Annotated in this window: 18 protein-coding genes; 16 read left to right on the forward strand and 2 right to left on the reverse strand. The window is 54.5% G+C overall.

The window, feature by feature from the left end; translation table 11 throughout:
• Window positions 1-58: 58 nt before the first annotated feature.
• The 15 genes from VMJ32_17090 (at window position 59) to VMJ32_17160 (ending at window position 17,527) form a co-directional block, all read left to right on the forward strand.
• Window positions 59-1,240: a DegT/DnrJ/EryC1/StrS family aminotransferase gene (locus VMJ32_17090; GenBank protein HTQ40740.1), complete on the forward strand. Its 1,182-nt coding sequence runs from the start codon at window positions 59-61 to the stop codon at window positions 1,238-1,240.
• Window positions 1,241-1,390: 150 nt separating this feature from the next.
• On the forward strand, window positions 1,391-2,935 hold the full coding sequence (locus VMJ32_17095; protein ID HTQ40741.1) for an SDR family oxidoreductase: 1,545 nt from the start codon (window positions 1,391-1,393) through the stop codon (window positions 2,933-2,935).
• A 187-nt stretch (window positions 2,936-3,122) separates the two neighbouring features.
• Entirely contained in the window at window positions 3,123-3,791 is a 669-nt protein-coding gene (locus VMJ32_17100; protein ID HTQ40742.1) for a PIG-L deacetylase family protein, read from the forward strand.
• A gap of 94 nt (window positions 3,792-3,885) precedes the next feature.
• On the forward strand, window positions 3,886-4,881 hold the full coding sequence (locus VMJ32_17105; protein HTQ40743.1) for an ATP-grasp domain-containing protein: 996 nt from the start codon (window positions 3,886-3,888) through the stop codon (window positions 4,879-4,881).
• Window positions 4,878-5,573, forward strand: a complete 696-nt coding sequence (locus VMJ32_17110; GenBank protein ID HTQ40744.1) for an HAD family hydrolase — start codon at window positions 4,878-4,880, stop codon at window positions 5,571-5,573. The genes VMJ32_17105 and VMJ32_17110 overlap by 4 nt, the downstream gene beginning before the upstream one ends.
• Before the next feature lie 117 nt (window positions 5,574-5,690).
• The gene (locus VMJ32_17115) at window positions 5,691-5,954 is read left to right on the forward strand and encodes an acyl carrier protein (protein ID HTQ40745.1); all 264 of its coding nucleotides are present in this window, start codon (window positions 5,691-5,693) and stop codon (window positions 5,952-5,954) included.
• A gap of 91 nt (window positions 5,955-6,045) precedes the next feature.
• Complete coding sequence (locus VMJ32_17120) at window positions 6,046-6,693, forward strand: acetyltransferase (protein HTQ40746.1); 648 nt, start codon at window positions 6,046-6,048, stop codon at window positions 6,691-6,693.
• A gap of 29 nt (window positions 6,694-6,722) precedes the next feature.
• Complete coding sequence (locus VMJ32_17125) at window positions 6,723-8,453, forward strand: HAD-IIIC family phosphatase (protein ID HTQ40747.1); 1,731 nt, start codon at window positions 6,723-6,725, stop codon at window positions 8,451-8,453.
• Window positions 8,443-8,679 (forward strand): acyl carrier protein, encoded by a 237-nt coding sequence (locus VMJ32_17130; GenBank protein ID HTQ40748.1) that lies wholly within the window; start codon window positions 8,443-8,445, stop codon window positions 8,677-8,679. The genes VMJ32_17125 and VMJ32_17130 overlap by 11 nt, the downstream gene beginning before the upstream one ends.
• Window positions 8,680-8,915: 236 nt before the next feature.
• Window positions 8,916-10,316 carry a hypothetical protein gene (locus tag VMJ32_17135; GenBank protein ID HTQ40749.1) on the forward strand — a complete coding sequence of 467 codons (1,401 nt, stop codon included), beginning with the start codon at window positions 8,916-8,918 and terminating at the stop codon, window positions 10,314-10,316.
• 343 nt (window positions 10,317-10,659) lie between these two features.
• On the forward strand, window positions 10,660-11,817 hold the full coding sequence (locus tag VMJ32_17140) for a glycosyltransferase family 4 protein (GenBank protein HTQ40750.1): 1,158 nt from the start codon (window positions 10,660-10,662) through the stop codon (window positions 11,815-11,817).
• Window positions 11,818-12,122: 305 nt separating this feature from the next.
• A complete protein-coding gene (locus VMJ32_17145; protein ID HTQ40751.1) occupies window positions 12,123-13,262 on the forward strand; it encodes an AMP-binding protein in 1,140 nt (379 codons plus the stop codon).
• A gap of 54 nt (window positions 13,263-13,316) precedes the next feature.
• The gene (locus VMJ32_17150; protein HTQ40752.1) at window positions 13,317-14,771 is read left to right on the forward strand and encodes a DUF362 domain-containing protein; all 1,455 of its coding nucleotides are present in this window, start codon (window positions 13,317-13,319) and stop codon (window positions 14,769-14,771) included.
• A gap of 126 nt (window positions 14,772-14,897) precedes the next feature.
• A complete protein-coding gene (locus tag VMJ32_17155) occupies window positions 14,898-16,106 on the forward strand; it encodes a glycosyltransferase (protein HTQ40753.1) in 1,209 nt (402 codons plus the stop codon).
• Between the two features lie 59 nt (window positions 16,107-16,165).
• A complete protein-coding gene (locus tag VMJ32_17160; protein ID HTQ40754.1) occupies window positions 16,166-17,527 on the forward strand; it encodes a hypothetical protein in 1,362 nt (453 codons plus the stop codon).
• A gap of 70 nt (window positions 17,528-17,597) precedes the next feature.
• On the opposite strand, the gene VMJ32_17165 is transcribed toward VMJ32_17160, so the two are convergent.
• A complete protein-coding gene (locus VMJ32_17165) occupies window positions 17,598-18,125 on the reverse strand; it encodes a hypothetical protein (GenBank protein ID HTQ40755.1) in 528 nt (175 codons plus the stop codon).
• A gap of 239 nt (window positions 18,126-18,364) precedes the next feature.
• On the opposite strand from VMJ32_17165, the gene VMJ32_17170 reads away from it, so the two are divergent.
• Window positions 18,365-19,573, forward strand: coding sequence for a glycosyltransferase family 4 protein (locus tag VMJ32_17170; protein ID HTQ40756.1), 1,209 nt, complete (start codon window positions 18,365-18,367; stop codon window positions 19,571-19,573).
• 60 nt (window positions 19,574-19,633) lie between these two features.
• Here the strand turns inward: VMJ32_17170 and VMJ32_17175 are convergent.
• Window positions 19,634-19,864, reverse strand: a 231-nt coding sequence (locus VMJ32_17175) for a hypothetical protein (protein ID HTQ40757.1), incomplete at its 5' end; no start/stop codon positions are given.

Below are 19,864 nucleotides of genomic sequence, written 5' to 3' on the forward strand. Positions count from 1 at the left end.
TGAAAAATAATTTACTGGAAGTTTGAGAAACATAATGTCAACCGCGATGGACATCTCGATGAAATCTCCCGCAATCGTCGGCGGTAAACCTGCTTTTGAACAATTGCTTCCGATTGTCCGCCCCACCCTACCCACATTCGCCGAGCTTTCGTCCGAGCTTTCCGAAATCATCAACTCCGGGATGGTGACTCGAGGCCGTCATTTGCGGGCTTTTGAAGAAGCTGCCGCCGGACATTTGAAGGCCAGACATGCCGTCGCCGTTTCCAGTTGCACCACGGGATTGATGCTTACCTATCAAGGCCTCGGGCTGAAAGGCGAGATTATAGCTCCCAGCTTTACATTTATGGCCACGATCAGTGCCGCCGTGTGGGCGGGGCTGAAGCCGATTTTTGCCGACGTCGACCGTCACACGCACAACCTTGATCCGGCCGCAGTGGAGCGGGCCATTACTCCCACGACGTCCGCCATTGTTGCGGTACACAACTTTGGCAACCCGGCCGATATTGCCGCATTAGAACAAATTGCAAAACGCCGCAATCTGAAATTGGTGTTTGACGCAGCCCACGGATTCGGCGCCAGATACCAAGGCGTCCCCGTAGGACCACAAGGCGACGCGCAGGTGTACAGTTTGAGCCCCACGAAGCTTGTCGTGGCAGGCGAAGGGGGGATTGTGGCCACGAATTCCGATGAATTGGCGGAAAAGATTCGGCGTGGTCGTGAATACGGCATGGGAAACGGTTACGATAGTTTGTTCGCGGGCATCAATGCCCGAATGAGCGAGTTTCACGCTTGCCTGGGTCGGCACAGCTTGGCGTTATTGGAAAAACACGCAGCCCGTCGGCAAGAAATCGTGGCCATATTTCGCCGCGAACTCGGCCGGCTGCCCGGCCTGGGCTTCCAGGAAGTGCTGTCCGGCAACCGCTGCTCGTACAAGGATTTTTCCATTACCGTGGATTCCTCCGCCTTTGGATTGTCGCGAGATGAATTCGCCCGGGCTCTGGCTGCGGAGAATATCGACACACGAAAATACTATGATCCACCCGCGCATCGCCAAACGGCTTACCGACAATTTTCTCCGCCCGAGGGGCGATTGGAGGTCACCCAGTGGCTGGCTGCGTCGAGTTTAAGTTTGCCATTGTGGTCGCACATGACGGACGAAACAGCACTGGAAATCTGCCGTGCTTGTCAGCGCATTCACGAATCGGCTGTGGAAATCAGGGCACATTTAGCCGCTCAATAAGCATTGCTTCCTTACATTTTGAACCGCCTAGAATCACACTCAGAAAATACTTCCGGCAACAGAGGAAAAGGAGTGCTGGCTTCACGTGAAGCCATCGTTGTTTGATCAATTCGTCCATCGAACGACACCTCATGAGGAAGGTAACCCGCTATGTTTAAAGCTACCAACGGAAGAATCACGCCGGGAATGCTGCTGCGCATTTTCGCCGACGTGTTGATGGTGCAGTTCTCGCTGTTAGCGGCATTATCGCTAACATGGTTTTATCACGTGTTGCGGGGAGATGTACCGCCCGATAAAACTTTGTCGCAGCACTTTTGGATCATGATCGGGGCATATGCGGACGCGGCGTGGCCGCTGACGCTGATTTGCGTGGCTGTTTTCTACCTGAATGGGTTTTACACGTACGGCCGGTTTTATCAGGGGCGCTACAAAGCGCTGATAGTGCTGCAGGCGGTCGGTTTAAGTTATTTGATTTATGGTTTTCTTCATTTTGGACTACAGTTTGGCAATTTGACCCTGCCGCGAATTGCCTTTCTTATTTCCTGGGGACTCACCACGGTGGTGTTGGTAAGTTCGCGGGTGTGGTTGCAAATTTGGAAGAAAATTGCGGATCCGGAACGTGAACGCGTCCTCAACGCGCGCCGCGGACAGGGCAAAAATGTGTTAGTCATCGGCGGCGCCGGCTACATCGGCTCGGCTCTGCTTCCAAAGTTATTGGCTGGCGGTTACCGCGTCCGCTTACTTGATTTGTTGCTATACGATACCGAGCCAATCGACTCGGTCCTGGGCCATCCGAATTTGGAAGTCGTGCAGGGAGACTTCCGTCACGTGGGAAAAATCGTGGAAGCAATGCAAGATATGGATGCGGTGGTCCACCTCGGCGCCATCGTTGGCGATCCGGCCTGCGAGCTCGACAAGGAACTGACGACCGAAGTCAATCTGTCGGCCACGCGGATGGTGGCCGAAGTCGCGCGCCTTTGCGGCGTGGAACGCTTTGTCTTTGCCAGCACCTGCTCCGTGTACGGCGCTTGCGACGAAGTGCTCGACGAGCGGTCGCACACCCGGCCGGTTTCACATTACGGAAACACCAAATTGGCGGCGGAGCGAGTGTTGCGGCAAATGTCCGACGGCCGTTTTGCACCGACCATCTTGCGTTTTTCCACGATCTATGGCCTTTCCGGCCGGACCCGCTTCGATTTGGTTGTCAACCTGTTGACGGCCAAGGCTAAAATCGACGGCCAAATTACGGTCATGGGAGGGAATCAGTGGCGGCCGTTCGTGCATGTTGACGATGCGGCCTTGGCCATAGCCAGCGTCCTGGCTTCTCCGCTGGAAATCGTCGGCGACGAAATTTTCAACGTCGGCTGCGACGCACAAAACTACACCATCAAGCAGGTGGGCGAGATTGTGCATCAGCACGTGCCCGGCGCCGATCTGCTTGTCGACGAAAAAGACACGGATCGCCGCAACTACAAAGTCAGCTTCGCGAAAATCCGCAACCAATTGAATTTTGAGCCGCAGTGGACGTTGGAGCGCGGCATCGAGCAAGTGCTGGAAGCAATTGCTCGGGGCGACATTCTCGATTACCGCGATGCTAAATACAGCAATGTTAAATTCTTGAGCACCCAAGGCAATGAACGCCTAAGCCGCAGCACCTGGGCCCACGAAATGCTCAAGGAAATCACCACCAGCTAACAGCCAGCCAGAGGGCTGATCACCGAGGTTTGGCTCCGATTCACTTCTGACCAGCGATCTACGCCGAAATCCATGCCATTGATTTGAGTGGCAGATCAGTTCTCCGCAACCTGTCGCATCGATCGACTGCCGCGTCGAATCCATTCATTCTACTTCCCGCCAGAGCAAAACAGCCGTGCGTGTATTGGTGATAGCACCCCATCCGGATGACGAAATTCTCGGCTGCGGGGGTGTTATGGCGCGACACACTGCCGGCGGCGACGAAGTGCATGTGGCCGTGGTTACGCGGGGCGCCCCCGAGGTTTACCGCGAAGAACAGGTTGCCCAAACCCGTGCCGAGTTAAAAGAAGCTCACGGCTTATTGGGCATCAAAAGCGTTCAATACCTTGATTTTCCCGCGCCCCGCATGGATACGATTCCGAGGCACACGGTGGCCGACGCCATTCGCCGGGTGATCGACGAACTGCAGCCTCACACACTGTACGTTCCGCACTTTGGCGACATGCACTTCGAACATGGTCTAACGTACCAGGCCTGTCTGGTTGCTGCTCGTCCTGCGGGACGAATTGTGGTGCATCGCATTTTGGCCTACGAAACGCTTTCGGAAACTGAGTGGGGACCGCCCCTTGCCGGCTACGCTTTCCAGCCCACGGTGTTTGTCGACATCGATGCATGTTTATCCAAGAAATTAGCTGCCATGGGGTGTATCAAGAGTCAACTATTCTCTGCGCCGCACCCCCGTTCGTTGGCGAATTTAGAGGCCTTGGCCCGGCTTCGAGGCAGCACGGCCGGATTGAAAGCTGCTGAGGCGTTCGTGCTGGTGCGCGAGATTCGTGAAGAGGCGTCTGCGGATTGAGGCCGCGTTACCACAGCCTATTCGCGAAAGGCGCCTTTGGTGTTCTTGGGCTACTTCCGTGTAGTGTTGGCTGAATTACAAGCGATCTTTTTCAATGTCCAAAGCTCGCCGAATCAAAATCTTGTTCACAAGCGCCGGCCGGCGTGTGGCGTTGATGCGCGCCTTTCGTGAGTCGCTGCATCGGTTGGGACTGATGAGCCAAATTTATGCTGGCGATGCCAAGAAAAACGCCCCAGCTCTATTCGTGGCGGACGAAAAAGTCCTTTTGCCGCAGATCCAGGATCCAAATTGGATTCCCACTTTGAAGCAATTCTGCCAGGACCAGCAAATTGATCTGGTCGTGCCCCTGATCGACCCCGAGTTAATTCCTTTAAGCAGGCACCGGGAAGAATTCGCCGCACAGGGAACCACGCTGCTGGTCTGCGACGAGGAAACCAATCGAATATCCAACGACAAAAATCTGACGGAAGGTTTTTTTCGCAAGCATGACATTGATACTCCGCGGCTGCTGTCGATTGACGAATTAGAACACAAGTACGATTGGAAACAGCCGGTTTTGATGAAGCCCGCTGACGGCAGCAGCAGCGTCGGAGTCGTTAAAATATACAATTTGGAAGAGTTGCATTTTTTTTGGAATCGCACGCCCAATCCCATGATTCAGTCATGCATCAAGGGACAAGAATATACCGTCGACGTGCTGGTTGATTTTTCTGGCCATGCCTTGTGCGCCGTGCCACGCATGCGAATTGAAACACGAGCTGGTGAGGTCAGCAAAGGAATCACATGTAAAAGCCGCGACATTATGGACGCTGCTCGCCGGGTGGCGGAGGCTTTGCCCGGCGCTCGCGGGTGCCTGACGATCCAATGTTTTCGCGTAGCGGACACCGGAAAATTGTCGTTCATTGAAATCAATCCACGCTTTGGGGGCGGATATCCGTTATCTTACGCCGCGGGAGCAGATTATCCCGGCTGGATTTTGGCACAGCTGGCGGGATTGCCGTTTCGTATTGAATTCGACGGTTGGCGCGATGGCGTGGCAATGCTGCGTTATGATGCGGCCGTGTTTCCTCAGAGCGAGGAGCTGGCATGATCCACGGCGTGGACCGAAACGCGGTTATCGTGTTTGATTTGGACGATACCTTGTATCCGGAACACGATTTTGTCGCCAGCGGATTCCAAGCCGTCGACGAAGAGCTCCGCCGCCGCAGCATTCAAGGGTTTTTTTCCACAGCCCAAAAGTTATTTCAAGGTGGTCTGCGCGGAACGGTGATTGATGTCGCCCTAGCGCAACTCGGAGTTGAAACGACCCCCAAACTGATTGCCGAGCTTGTCGAAATCTATCGATCTCATAACCCTCGATTGCAACTTTTTCCCGACGCCAGATGGGTTCTGGAACATTTTGGTACGACCACGAAGATGGGATTACTGACCGACGGATTTGGTCGAACTCAGCGAAATAAGGTGCGGGCACTGGGATTAGATTCCCGGTTTACAGCCACGATGTATACCGACGATTTAGGCCCCGAGCAGCGAAAACCGTCGCTGGTCCCCTTTCAAAAAATCGCGGGGGCATTGGGAATGCAAGATGAACCGCAGTGTTTGGTGTATGTGGCCGATAACCCCAAAAAAGATTTTATTGCTCCCAATCAGCTAGGCTGGTTAACCATCCGCATCCAACGCGGCAGCGGGGAATATTCGGCATTGGAACCGGTAGAAAAAAATCATGCGGCAAAGTGCGAAATTCACACCTTGGAACAGCTACCGAATATTTTGAATTCATAATATCGGTTGGATAAGCAGCGAATTAGCCGAAGGCACAAGAATAAGAATTGGACGTGTGCCAGCGTCTCCTGCGAATCGAGCAATGATTAGGCCACGCTAAAAGGGGAGAAGATGAGCATGGATAACATTGAAAACGTTCGGGCTAAGGTAAACGCGACGATCCAGCATGTGCTGGAAGGAACCAGCCGTCCACGGAGGCCATTTGAAGACGATGATTTGTTATTTGCCGAGGTTGGCCTCGATTCGCTCGATCTGGCCCAAGTCGTGGTCATCCTGGAACAAGAGCTGGGAGTTGATCCGTTTCGCCAATGCGGCACTCACATTCGCACATTTTCCGATCTGGTTCGCGGTTACCAGGCCGCGTTGGAAAAGCGGGCTTGAATGCTATAGTTGACCATGTCGGCCGCCCACAAGGAACATAAGGCGGACTCCTAAAGTAGAGCCACCTTGCCTGCGCTTTTTGAGAACAATCATGCACGATCTCATCGTCGTTGGTGCCGGCGGTTTTGCCCGGGAAATCCGTCAATTCATTCCGCAATGTTTTCCCGCGGGCAGTGTGCGATTAAAAGGTTTTTTGTCGCACAATCCGCGTGATTTGGAACGGTTCAAAATCCCCGAGCCGGTCCTCGCGGCCCCCGAAAAATACACGCCCGAGAAGAACGATCGTTTTCTGTTGGGAATCGGCGATATCGATCACCGCCGTCGCGTCACGGAAGAGCTAACTGCCCGCGGAGCGATTTTTCTCTCTCTGATTCATCCCACGGCCTATGTCGACGCCAGCGCGAAATTGGGCGAGGGCTGCGTTATTTATCCGTTTGTGACCATCATGAACGAAGCCAAATTGGCCAATTTCGTGGCGATGAACATCTATGCGTCCGCCGGACACGATACCCAGATCGGGCAGTTTTGTAACTTGTCCCCCTATGCCACCATGAACGGTTTTAGCATCCTGGAAGAGGAAGTATTTTTGGGAACACATGCCACGGTGCAGGCATCGAATCGCGTGGGACGAGGTTCAAAGGTTAGTGCCAATTCGGTGGTCACCCAAAACGTGGGCCCGGAGACCTTGGTATTTGGCGTTCCTGGCAGGCATACTCCTTTAATATCTAATCGAGCATAAATTGCTCGGAAGGGCAAAACCGATATCTCATGGCTTTGCAGCCCAAGCGCATTGCGGTACTGTGCTCGTTCAACTTGGACTTGCTGAAGCGGCCGTTGAGCGAGGCGCTGGCGCGCGCCGGGTTGCAGGCTGAGTTCTACTTCACCGGCTATGGCATGTGGGAGCCGGAAGCGTTGAATCCGCAATCCCCGCTGCATCAATTTGCCCCGGAAGTGGCGGTGCTGTTTGCCGATGCAACTGATCTTCTTCCGCCCTTGCATCCCGGCGATTTATTGCCGCGCCGCGCCGATGCTGCAGCCACTGCCGGCGCCGCTTGGCAACGCTTGACGACCGTCATCAACGGACTGCTGGCGAGTTTGTCGCCACAATCAACGTTACTCGTTCACAATTTTGCGCGGCCCAGCCTTAACCCACTGGGCACGCTGGAAGACAACGGCGGATTTTCCGCCGGCGCGGCGGTTGATATTCTTAACGAACTGCTCCGCACATTGGCCGAATCGAATCCGCGGGTGCGAATAATCGATTACGTGGGCTTTGTGGGAGAACATGGGCGGAACGCCTTATTCGACGATCGGCTGTGGCACTTGGGCCGGATGCGGCTTGGCCGCGGAGCGTTGAGCCAGGTGGCCGCACTTTACTCGCGATACTTGTCCGCACTTTATGTACCGCAGCGGAAATGCTTGGTGCTGGATTTGGATAACACGCTCTGGGGCGGGGTGCTGGGCGAGGACGGCCCGCAGGGAATTGCTCTGGGGCAGGAGGGCGTCGGTTTAGCGTTTCGCGAATTCCAACTGGCTATTTTGGCGTTGGCACAGCGCGGCGTGGTGTTGGCTGTGGCCAGCAAAAACAACCCGGCCGACGCTTTGGAAGTGCTCGATCAGCATCCGGAAATGGTGCTGCGGCGGCGCGATTTCGCTTGCCTGGAAATTCACTGGAATCCAAAGTCGGAGTCTCTGCCCCGGATCGCTCAAAACTTGAACTTGGGGTTGGATAGCTTTGTGTTTTGGGACGATGAGCCGCGGGAACGGGAAGCGGTTCGCAGCCAACATCCGGCCGTGCTAGTGCCGGAAGTGCCCGGGGATCCTTCCGCCTATGCCCGGACGTTGTTGAGCCTGGATTGTTTCGACGTGGTGAATTTGACGGAAGAAGACCGTCGCCGAGGCGAAATGTACCGCCAGGAGACCGATCGACAACAGTGGATCACGGCCGCCCCGCCGAGCGACCTGGGAGAATTTTATCGTTCGCTGGGAATGATTGTCAGCATCACGCATCCCGATGTCTATGCAGTTCCGCGCTTCTCGCAGTTGACACAGCGCACGAACCAATTCAATTTCACAACGCGCCGATACACCGAGGGAGACATCCGAGCCAAATTGTCTAATCCATCATACGGACTGTACGCCATCAGCCTTCAAGACCGCTTTGGCAAGCAGGGCCTAATCGGCGCGGCGATTGTGGAACGACGGAGTGACGCCTGGCTGCTGGATACATTTCTGATGAGTTGCCGGGCCCTGGGGCGCGGCGTGGAAGACGCTTTTTTGGCGACCTTGGCCACGGAAGCGGCGGAAGCGGGATCGGCTTTGCACGGGACGTTTATTTCCACCAAAAAGAACGCTCCAGCGCGGCAATTTCTCGAACGATTGAACATTCCTCTACAGTCGGCTGGCGACGAAAACTTGAAGTTCAAAATCGACGCCGCTCAAGTGGTCTTTCCGCAGTGGATCAGCAAGCAAGAAGGGGGCAGCGCGAATGGGCAATGAATTCTTGCGAAAGCTGGTGGCCGACACGCTGCAATTGCCATTGGATGCGGTTCCCGGCGATGCCAGCAGCGAAACGCTGGATGCCTGGGATTCGCTGCGCCACTTGGATATTATCATGGCGGTCGAAGCCGCCACGAATGTCACTTTTCAGACCACGGAAATTGTCGAGCTGACTTCGCTCGACAAACTGGCAGCCGCGTTGGTCAGCCACGGCTGGAAACCGTAAACTGCCGTTCTCCAATGTGAGTTGGTGCTTTTGACCGTCCAACCGCGTTGCCCAATAGCAACAGGGCCCAAATAAAAGGATCTTCTGCTGGCAAAGAGTATCAACAAATTGTAGTGTCGGTTCGGCAAAATAAGACGTGTTACTGAATTTGCACTTAAAACGTTCGGCGAGGCGCGCAGTTTGCAACCTGATGTGATTTTTGATTGTGGTGTGTTTCAAGATTTCTGGGACAGTTAATGGAACGATGGGCTAATTTCAGCGTGGGTCCCGGGCCGGGCACATTCGGGTGGCTGCGGTCTGTCGTGCGTAAACGGCTGCGTTCGGGCCCGGAAGCCAATCGGGCCAATGCCGTGTGGATGCTCCTGGGCACGGGGCTGTATTCGGCCGCGCGGGCGATGGTGGTGATTATCATCGCCAAGCTCTCCAGCAAGGAATTATCCCAGACGTTGGTGGGTCAATACGGTTGGGCCTTTGCATTTTGCATTCCCACCGTCATGTTCTGCCGCTTTGCGCTGCGAACGTTGCAGGCCACGGATGCTCGCAACGAAATTCGCTTCAACGAGTTTTTTTGCTTCGCGCTGCTGAGCACCAGCCTGGGATTGGCGATCGTGGCGGGGATGACGGTGGTGAATGGCCCGGATCGCGGCACGGCGGCCTTGATTGCGCTGGTGGCCTTGTGGAACTCCATCGAATCGCTCAGCGAATTGTATTCGGGGTTGTTCCAACGATACGAGCGCATCGACATTATCGCCGCGGCCTATTTTTTGCAGGCGGTGCTGATGTGCCTGTTGATGGCCCTGGGCTTTGGACTGACCCATAACCTGCTGTGGGGCGTGGGCGGTTTGGTGGTGGCCTCGGTCATTCGGCTGGCCTGTTTTGAAATGCCATGGGCGGCCCGGTTGATTTCGGCACATGCGCCGGCTGGCGTCGCGGGGGACCCGGGTTTACGCATTTGGCAGACGCTGCGGCCCCAATGGAGTTGGCCCGCGGTGCGGCGTTTGCTGGCCATGGGCACTCCGCTGACGACGGTGCTGGCGATCATCGCCTTCACAACCAGCGTGCCGCGTTACATCCTGAAGGACGATCTGGGGGAAGCCAGGCTGGGAGTGTACGTGGCGTTGCTCTCGCTGGCCTCGGCGCAGAACTTGATCGTGGGCGCGGTGGCGCAATCGATGTATTCCCGCTTGGCCATCCTGTATGTGCAGCAGCAACGGGCCACGCTGCTGCGGCTGACGCTGAAAACGATTACCCTCTCGTTGGCGGTCGGGTTGCCTGGAATCGTGATAGCCGCGGTGGCTGGCAAGCTGATTTTATCGTTGATATACACGCCTGCTTATGCCGCGGACGTCGACGTATTTGTGATCCTCATGCTGGCAGCGATGATCGATGGCATCGGGCAAGTTCTTGGCACGGCGATCACTTCCATGCGGCGGTTCGTCGTCCAGGTTCCGGTACACGTCGTCAGACTAGCAATCATTTATTTTGGCTGCGTTTGGGCGGTTCCGCGTTTCGGCTTGCCGGGCGTGGCTTGGGTCGTCGTCGTCGCTAACGTGGTTGGCATATTATGCTTTGCAGGTTTGTGCTGGTGGGGATTTCGACAAATTGATCGAGCGATTGGCGGAATGGCACCCAATTGATCCACAACCTACACGGAAATTGGTTTGCCTGCGACTCAACGGGCTTTACGATTATAAGTAATGTGGCCTGTTTGAGTTGTGCTGCTGATCGCGAACGTGAAACCAAGACTTTTCTGATTTCCAAGAGAGCAACATACTCGTTCTGCAAAAATTTGGCTTTGGAAAAACGGGCAACTCGTACAAAGGTCATGGCCATGTATTTGTTCCAAAACAGGCCATTGCCAGCGTGATGAATAAATCTTTGTCGGAAATTCACTCAGCCGAAGCTGCCACATTAACTCGCAGCAATATTACATTGCCTGGCGTGTCCTTGACTCCTGCGGAATCCGCAGTTTCGGTTGCAATGAATCCACGTCCGCTTCGATTATTGTTCGTTATCGGCAGTCTGGCATCGGGGGGCGCTGAGCGGCAGTTGGTAACGCTGGCCCGAGAATTGACCGCGCGCGGCCATCATGTCGAATTCTTTACCTACCGGGCACAAAATTTTTATCAACCGTTGCTCGATGAAGCTGGTATCCCGCTGCATTGCCACGTGAAGCAACGCAAAGTGTCCTGGAACATGGTGCGGGAATTACGCGGCTTACTTCGTAACGGAAAATTTGACGTTGTACTGTCGTTTATGTCAGGGCCCAACGTCTGGACTTTGTTGGCGGCGGTAGGATTGCGGGTTCGTCCAAAAATTGTTGTTTCGGAGCGATTAATCGCTCACGAAAGCGTGCTCGGCCGCTCAGGATTACTCAGCTTGGCGATTATCGATCGCACCTATCGGTTCGCTGACCACTTAACGCTAAATTCTTACTCTCAACGAGATGAGTACGCGGAAAAATATCCCTGGATTCGTTCGAAGGTTTCGTGCATTTGGAACGGTGTGGAAATGGATAAATTCCAATCTACACCGCTGCCGCCATGGCAAGACCCATTGCAGCTGTTGGCTGTTGGTCGCATCGCAGTTTACAAAAATTGGCATTGCCTAGTTGATGCTTTGGCCATCTTACGAGATGAACATGGAGTACAACCTGTCGTCAGGCACGCAGGGAAACGCACCGATTTGACGCCGCCGCATGAGCGCTATCGGATCGAATTGGAGAAACGCATTTCGGCTTTGGGCCTCTCCGCGCAGTGGCAATGGTTGGGAGAAGTTCATACGGTCCCGGAGCGCTTGGCCGAGCATCATGCGTTAGTCCACCCGTCGATTGCGGAAGGATTACCCAACGTTGTTTGCGAGGCGCTTGCCAGCGGCCGACCGGTTATTATTGGTAATGTCCTGGATCATCCCCGATTGATTCAAGACGGCCAGACCGGCTTTTTGTTTGATCCGCACGATCCGCGGGCCTTGGCCGAGGCGCTATTGCGTCTGCGAAATCTCTCTGCGGAGCAAGCAGCGCAGATGGGGCGCGCCGCCAGGGTCTTTGCCGAAACCCACTTATCGACGCAACGATTTGCCGATGAATACGAACATTTATTTAGGCGGCTGATCGAGCCTGTACTTCATAATACTTAAATTCAAAATTCCTCAATTCCGGTGCCGAGTTAAACATCGTGTGTCCTAATGTGCATCCGTGCTAGTTAAAGCATGCCTAACCGAACACATAACCAGCCAATATGGAAATGAATGTTCTGTCGTATCTTGCCTGGAGAGCAAATATTAGCTTGCGGCGACTTCGCCCGCTGATGCTGGAATTAAAGCGTTTTCCAACTCTCCCGCCACATGCAGCGCGACACGATCTTGCCTCTCGGCTATGGGCTCAAATTCAATACTTTGGCAAGCGTAACGATGCGCTTCCCGAATGGCGCGAGGCAGCTCAAATGTCCGGTCCCGATGAATTATGGCAGCATTGGCAGAGGTTGCCCATTGTCACCAAACAACATTTGCAAGATCATTTTGATCCCATCAAAATGGTGGCGGAGCTTGGTCTGCAGGGAAAGGCCTCGTCAACAGGCGGATCTACGGGCGAACCAACCCGATATTTTCACGATCACGCGATGTTGCGTGCAAGCATGGCTGGACAACTTTTCGTTCGGCAAGAACAAGGCTGGCGGTTGGGCATGCCCTTGATCCGAATTTGGGGTTCGGAGCGGGACATCGGCCGCCAGGCTACGCTCCGCAACCGGGTTTCCTTGCGGGTCCAAAATCACTGGCTCATCGATGGTTATCGGATGGACGAGCACACCGTGGACCGAGTCTGCCAGCTCATTAATCGTCTTCAGCCCGTCGCGTTGATGGGTTTCACCACGATGCTGGAATTCTTTGCCGACGCTTGCTTGCGACGGAATGAAACTTTTCCGCCCGGGGCTATCCGCACGGCATGGAACGGTGGTGAAATGTTGTTCGATCACCAAATTGAATTAGCCAAACGGGTCTTTGGCGTTCCCATTCTCAATAACTATGGTGGACGCGAATTGCTGGCAATGGCGTATCAAACGGGCGAAAACACGGCGCTGAAAGTGGTTCGCCCTTGGCTGTTTCTTGAAATCGTCGACCAGCAAGGCCGTGTCGTTGGACCTGGAGAAACCGGACGTCTGATTTGGACCAGCACGATCTGCCGCGGGACGCCCTTCTTACGTTACGACTGCGGAGATTTGGGCACGTATCAAGCGGAACATTGCGACGAATCCGGAATTTACTGCATCAGTCAGCTTGAGGGTCGCTCGGCCGGCTTGATTAAATTGCCCAGTGGGAAGTCCATCAACAACATCTTCTGGAATCATCTTCTGAAGGAATATCCTGCAGTCAAGCAATTTCAAGTCGCTGTGCTGCCAGGGCCTCGAGTTGAGCTACGCTTATGTGGCACCCCGTTTTCTGAATCACAAGACCGTGAAGTGCGCAACCTGTTGTTTCAGTTGCTCGAGGGTCTCCCATCCGATATCAAATGGGTCCCGGCCATAAGCAGAACTGCACAAGGCAAACTGGTCCAAGTGGTGCAGGAACCCGAACCGGTAACCTAATACCTTAAACCAAACGACTAGGCTTTCTCCGCTCATCAGGCGAATAATGATTGTATGACGTCCGCAACCGCATTCGAATCTGAAACCGATCAGCATTGCTCACAACTATTTGTAGAGTATGCAACAAAGGCTGATTATAACGACACACAGCCGGAAGTGTTCCCCGAATTACCAGAAGTCCCGCAGACGACCGCTTTAAAGCTAATGCGCCGGTTGCTGGCATCATCAGGCCTAGATCGCGAACACTACTCCACGCCACAGTGGAACCCTTTAGCCAAGCTCGTGCCTGCCGATACGCGGGTGGTGATCAAACCCAATTGGGTTTTGCATGAAAATTTAGCGGGCCACGGAATGGAATGTTTAGTTACACACACCTCGGTGCTCGAAGCCATTCTTCATTATTTGGCCAAGGCTAGACCCAGAAGCGTCGTCGTGGGAGATGCCCCGGTGCAAATTTGCGATTTTGCTTTACTCTCAGAGTATCTCGGGCTTCAGTCCATGATCGATAAGTTTGAGCCGGCATTTCAAAGAATTCGGATAGAAGATTTCCGCCTTGTGACTTTCTTGGAAGAAGGTCTATTGCGACGCCGAGAGAGCACACCCCGTGATCCTTCTAAATACGTGTTATTCGATCTGCGCGCTCAAAGCGAGTTAGAACCTATCAGTCAGGGGCATGACTTTCGGGTTACGATGTACGATCCAAGAATATTGCAGAGCACGCACGGTCCGGGCCGGCATCAGTATCTGGTGGCACGCGAAGTCATAGATGCCGATGTCATTATCAACGTTCCCAAACTAAAAACTCACAAAAAGTCCGGCCTCACCGCGGCCTTGAAAAACATGGTTGGCATCAACGGCTCCAAAGATTATTTGCCCCATCATCGCAAAGGCGGCTCGAAAGACGGCGGCGATTGTTATGTGGGTTCGTCGGTGTTTAAACGCTGTGCGGAAAATCTATTAGACCAGGCAAATACATCCCGCAGCATGCTCATGCATGCCACTTACAGTAAACTCGCGGGCTTGGCGCGGCGCTCGGGCACCGTTTTCGGTAACGATGGAAATTTGGAAGGTTCATGGTACGGCAACGACACCGTCTGGCGAATGTGCCTGGACCTACAACGCATCATCCATTACGGCTCCGCGGAGGGAAACTTGCAGACAGCTCCACAACGCCGTGTCATAAGCATTACTGACGCCATTATCGCCGGGGAGGGTGATGGACCTTTGGCATCCAGTCCCGTAGCCTTAGGAGCAATGACAATGGGAAAAAATGTGGCCGCACTAGAATGGGTACACGCCCTGATGATGCAACTCGACCCACGCAAAATCCCGCTCATCGATCGGGCATTCGATCAGCACCACTTTCCGTTGGCTCAGTTCAGTCCAAATGACATTGTCTTATCCCTGAACGGAAGTAATGTAAAATTGGAACACTTAATCCAAAAATGGTCGGTGAAAGTTCGGCCCGCTGAGGGTTGGATCGGCCACTGCGAATTGGCAATCAGCTAATCGACAGGCTTCGACTCCGAGGCAGGCACGGTCCGAAAACAAAATCAAAAACCTGGCTCACATTGAATTTCGATTTGCGTCTTGCTCCTATAATCCTCGACAGGCTTTGCACCGAATAATTTATCTATGATTCGCGTATTGCATTTAATTCATTGGCTCAACGTAGGAGGCGTCGAAACCTTTTTGATTTCGCTGTTGCGCCAGATTCCGCGCGACGAAATCACCATGGATATCTTCTGCAACGGCAGAAATACAGGAGTCTTAACGCCGGAGGCATTATCGACAGGCGCTCGATTGTATCACGGTCGGCTTACTCCACTACACGTTGGTTTTGCACGGAAGCTAAGTCGCACCATTCGAGAAGGCCGATACGATATTCTGCATAATCACGCGGAAGTTTACGGCGGCTTGCCCGTGTGGATAGCCCGTCGCTGCGGTGTGAAAGTCATCAGTTCGTTTGCCAACACTATATTGGATTCCGGAACAACCTGGTCGCATTGGCCTGGGATGAAGCAGTTAAGAGCCGCGTATGGACATCTCAGTTCCGGGTACGCCATTAATCATTCGGACATCGTTACCGCGTGGTCATTAGGTGTTTTAGAGGCCGTCGTTCCCGACCACGCGCGGCGTTTGAATTGCGAAGTGTTACACAGCGGCGCTGCGTTGAACGACCCGCCTAATCCGCAAGAGCGCGCCGAACTGCGTGGGGAACTTGGGCTGCCGTCGGACATCCCCTTGGTCCTGCATGTCGGCCGTTTTTGCCGGCAAAAAAACCATTTGGGAATGCTGGCAATTTTCAAAGAAGTACTGCAGTCGGTTCCCAATGCACGGTTAATCTTGGTCGGAGTAGGACCCTTGTTTGAGGATACTCAGCGGACCATTTCGGAACTCGGTCTCAACGACCGCGTCCTGTGCTTGGGAGTCCGCAAAGATGCTGCACGCCTCATGCGCTGTGCAGATGTGTTCTTGTTACCGTCGTTTTATGAAGGATTGCCCATGGTCGGGCTGGAAGCTTTATCTTCCTATTTGCCGATCGTAGCTTCCGATATCGCCGGGGTGCGAAACGAAATTGTCCGTGAGGGAGAAACAGGTTTGCTTCGCCCTGTGACAGATGTTTCTGGCTTGGCTGCTGCGGTGGTGCGAATTCTCACCGAGCCGGAACTGGCCCACAAAATCGCCCTTGCCGGCCGACGCCTGGCAGAATCGGACTATACACTCGAGGCAGCTGCAAATCGTTATAAGCGGATTTATCAAAAATGCCTGCAATCTCCCCGCCAAAATATCGCCGAGCAGCAGGCCGCAATCCCCAAAACCCTGGCCAATTTGGTAAAATAGAAGCTTAGCGGTCTTTCCCACTCTGAGTTTATCCCGCACGAGGAAAAAAGAGTAGTTTCATGGATCACCTTTTCCTATGCATCATTGTGGCAATTGTCATGGTGGCGCTAATGCTGTGGCGCGTTCAGCGGGCTTGTCGCGCGAATGCCGTCATTGCGCAATGGGCCCCCGTCCTCGTGGCCTCAGCCCTATTGTGGGGAGTGATCTTTGTGATCCGAGTCCATTTTCTGGCTGAAGTTTCAGGCGCTCGGGCCGACTCTATTTTTCATGAATACCGAGCTCATGAAATTGCACAACTCATCCGCGTGGGTGATCTGCAAGGCGCTTTAAGCCAAGGGGGGATCGGAAATTTCGGGTTTGAATTCGTAGTCGGAGTCATTTACGCCTTTACCAACGCGCCGGCGGAAGTCGTGATGGGCTTCTTTACCCTCATGGCTTTTAGCGGGTTGCTTACCCTGCTTGATGTTTTAGTCCGCAGCACTCAAGCTGTGCACATTCCGTTCTGGCTCGTGGCGATTGTCTGTCTCTATCCTGAAGGTATATTTTTTTCCAGCGACACTCTGAAGGAGGGGCCGGTCCTGTGGGGCGCCTGCACCATGTTGCGTTTGGTAGTGCCCGATCCCACGAAAAAAGGCTTGCGCCGTTGGCTCGTCCCTTGGATTGGCGCAGGAGTTTTCATGTTCCTGCGTCCTCACTTTGCCTTCATATGGCTGGTGGCTATCGGAGCCGCTCAAGTGATCAAACAAAAACGGTGGGGAGTGGCATTATTAACCGTGGGCGGCATTTGTATCTCCGGACTTTTAATCATGGCTTTGGCGCCCAACCAGGTCAATGCTCTTCTCCATGGCAGCTTGCTTGAATCCTTGGAAGGTTCAACTCGTATGTCTTCAGGCGATATCGGCGGCTCGCAAATCATTTACGACGTGGGCGCACCAATTCCAGAAGTCACAGGCTTAAGTCTTTTATTTTTACGGCCGTTTCCGTGGGAGGCTCCCCACTGGGTTGCGTTTCTGGCTGGCGCTGAGGCGTGGTTTTTAACCACCTTGATGATTATTTCCTGGCTTAATCTGCGTCATTGGAGCCGCTATATGTTTTGTCCGCTGATGTTAACCGCGATTCTGGCGACAATCGCCATGGCGTTCATATTCAGCTACATCCCCAACCTGGGATTGGTGGTACGGCAACGCATGCAATTCTTTCCCGCGATGATAGTTTTGGCGGCCACTCCGGGTTTGATTCGGCGCTCGCCGCTGTATCAACCGCAGCAACGCTTGGGAACCCCACTGGCAATGCAACCAGCGATGGCGGGGGCGCCGGTCCGCATCAGACCAGCTACATCACCCCTGTATGGCTCACCGGTGGCGCGCCGACTACCCGTTCCTCGCCGGTCCATACCGCCCACTAAATTCTCTCAACGGTAAATCCCGCTCCGCATGGATCACAGGTGGTAATGCTGAGGTGTGGAGGTTATTCGTTCGATTTCATAGTGTTTCATTCGAAGGCAACTGTGGCCATTGGTCGATCCGGTGTTGACTCCACGGGGAAGCCGTCATGAACGTTGCTCAAAATCGGTACGAAGCTGGCGAGTACGATGTTGATTTCGGTGATGATCAGTTCAAAGCTGATCAAATCCTGCGGCTGCTGGCCAACATCCCCGATCTGAAAGCTCTTAGCAGCTATGCGGATGTCGGCTGTGGTAACGGCGGCACTTTTGCCGGAATTTACGAAGGGCTGATTCGCCAGGGCTGTGCCCTGCAGCGGGCCGTTGGCTACGATCTTCTTCCAGAGGAAAAGTTTCGCGCGAAAAACCGCGAAGGAATCTGCTATAAGCGCATGGATTTTTTTGACGACCACCAGGATTACGATTTGATCACATTGAACGACGTAGTGGAACACGTCCTTCAACCCCAGGATTTCTGCGCAAAAATCGGCCAGCGGGCACGGTACGTCGCCCTGCACATTCCCTTGGACGATCGGCTCAGCGTGTTGTGTACCAATCAGTACAATTACAGATTGCAAAGTGTGGGACATCTTAGTTACTGGAGCCCTGCTTCAGCACTCAGTATGCTAACCGCTTCCGGACTGTTGCCGTTACACTGTTTTTTTTCGCCCGGTTTCAAAGCACCATCGGGGCGTGCGCTCCTTCGTAGGCGACTGGTGCTCCCCCTGCGATGGCTGATGTGGCTGATCAATCCCGGATTGATGGCTGTAACCGCCGGCGGCATCTCCTTGGCCGTCCTGTGTCGAGGCCACAAGCCATGAGGTGCGATCCATTGCCCTCAGATCAAAGTTGCTCGCGGCGAGTGGTGTACGTGACGACGGCTCCCATGGCACTGCGTAACCTCTGCGCTGGCCAATTGGCGTTTCTGCGCAGCCAGGGTTATGAGATTTATGCTATTTCCAATCCAGGCGAAGATTTGGACGTGGTTGCGCAGCGCGAGGGAGTGCATGTCATCGGCATTCCCATGCACCGCGAAATTCGACCCCTGGCCGACCTGGCCTCGCTCTGGCGCCTGTGGCGGCTGCTACGCCGTCTGCGTCCCGACATCATCACCACGGCCACCGCGAAAGCCAGTTTGCTGGGCCTGACCGCTGCCTGGTTGGCCCGGGTCCCTGCCCGGGTATATCAACTGTGGGGGCTGCGTCTGGAAACCACGCGCGGATTGAAGCGGCGAATTTTGTGGCTGATGGAAGTCATCACCGCGGCATGCGCCCAGCGCGTAATTTGCGTCAGCGAAAGCCTGCGCCGTGAATTTGTTGCTGCCCGATGCGCTCCGGCTGACAAAACCGTCGTGCTGCTGAACGGCTCTTCAAACGGCGTCGATGCGTCCCGCTTCAGGCAAACTCCCGAAGTTCAATCCGCAGTTCGAAAACTTCGCGCCGAATGGGGAATGGCCCCGAGCGATCCCGTGATTGGCTTCGTCGGGCGTTTTGTGCGTGACAAGGGAATTGCGGAGCTGATCGATGCATTCGATGAAATTTTGACCACACGGCCCGACGCCTGGTTGCTGCTAGTTGGCGATTACGAAACGGGGGATCCCGTTTCCGACAGTTATGTCCGCCGGATTGGCGGCCATCCGCGCATCATTCGTCCGGGCTTTGTCCGCGATTTGGCGCCCTATTACGGGGCGATGTCGGTGCTTGCTTTTCCGACGTATCGAGAAGGTTTTCCGAATGTCGTGTTAGAGGCCGCCGCGGCGGAGTTGCCGACAGTCACCTTCCGCGCTACCGGCGCGGTCGACGCCGTGCAAGACAGCGCGACGGGCCTAGTGGTCGAGATTGGCGATGCGCGCGGCCTGGCGGCCGCGCTATTGAAATATCTCCTCGACGACAATCTCCGTCGTCGCCACGGTCAGGCAGCCCGCGAACGTGTATTGCGCGATTTTAGCCGCGAACCAATCTGGCAAGCCCTCGATGCTCAATTCCGCGAAGTGTTGGCGGCCTCGAAGAATTCCGCCAGAGCGTAAGTCGGCGAAAATTGGTGGCCCTCTGACCGCCATGATGCTCCAACTTACCAACCAGCGTCCCTATATCGGTACGCGCTGCCGCAAGGTAGCAATCTCTAATCGCATCAAGTGTTGCACGACTTCGCGGGCCGTAGAAGGTCGCCGCAACGGATCGCGGGCCGTTAAAGATCGCACTAACTCGGCCACATCAAGCGGCGTTTGAGGTGAGAAAGCACGCAAACTGGACATGGTCCCACCGCGCTTAAAAGCTACCAGGTCCGGCAGGTCGTTGGGCATGGCTGGCAGTCTCCC

Source organism: Pirellulales bacterium, assembly GCA_035499655.1.
Classification (GTDB): domain Bacteria; phylum Planctomycetota; class Planctomycetia; order Pirellulales; family JADZDJ01; genus DATJYL01.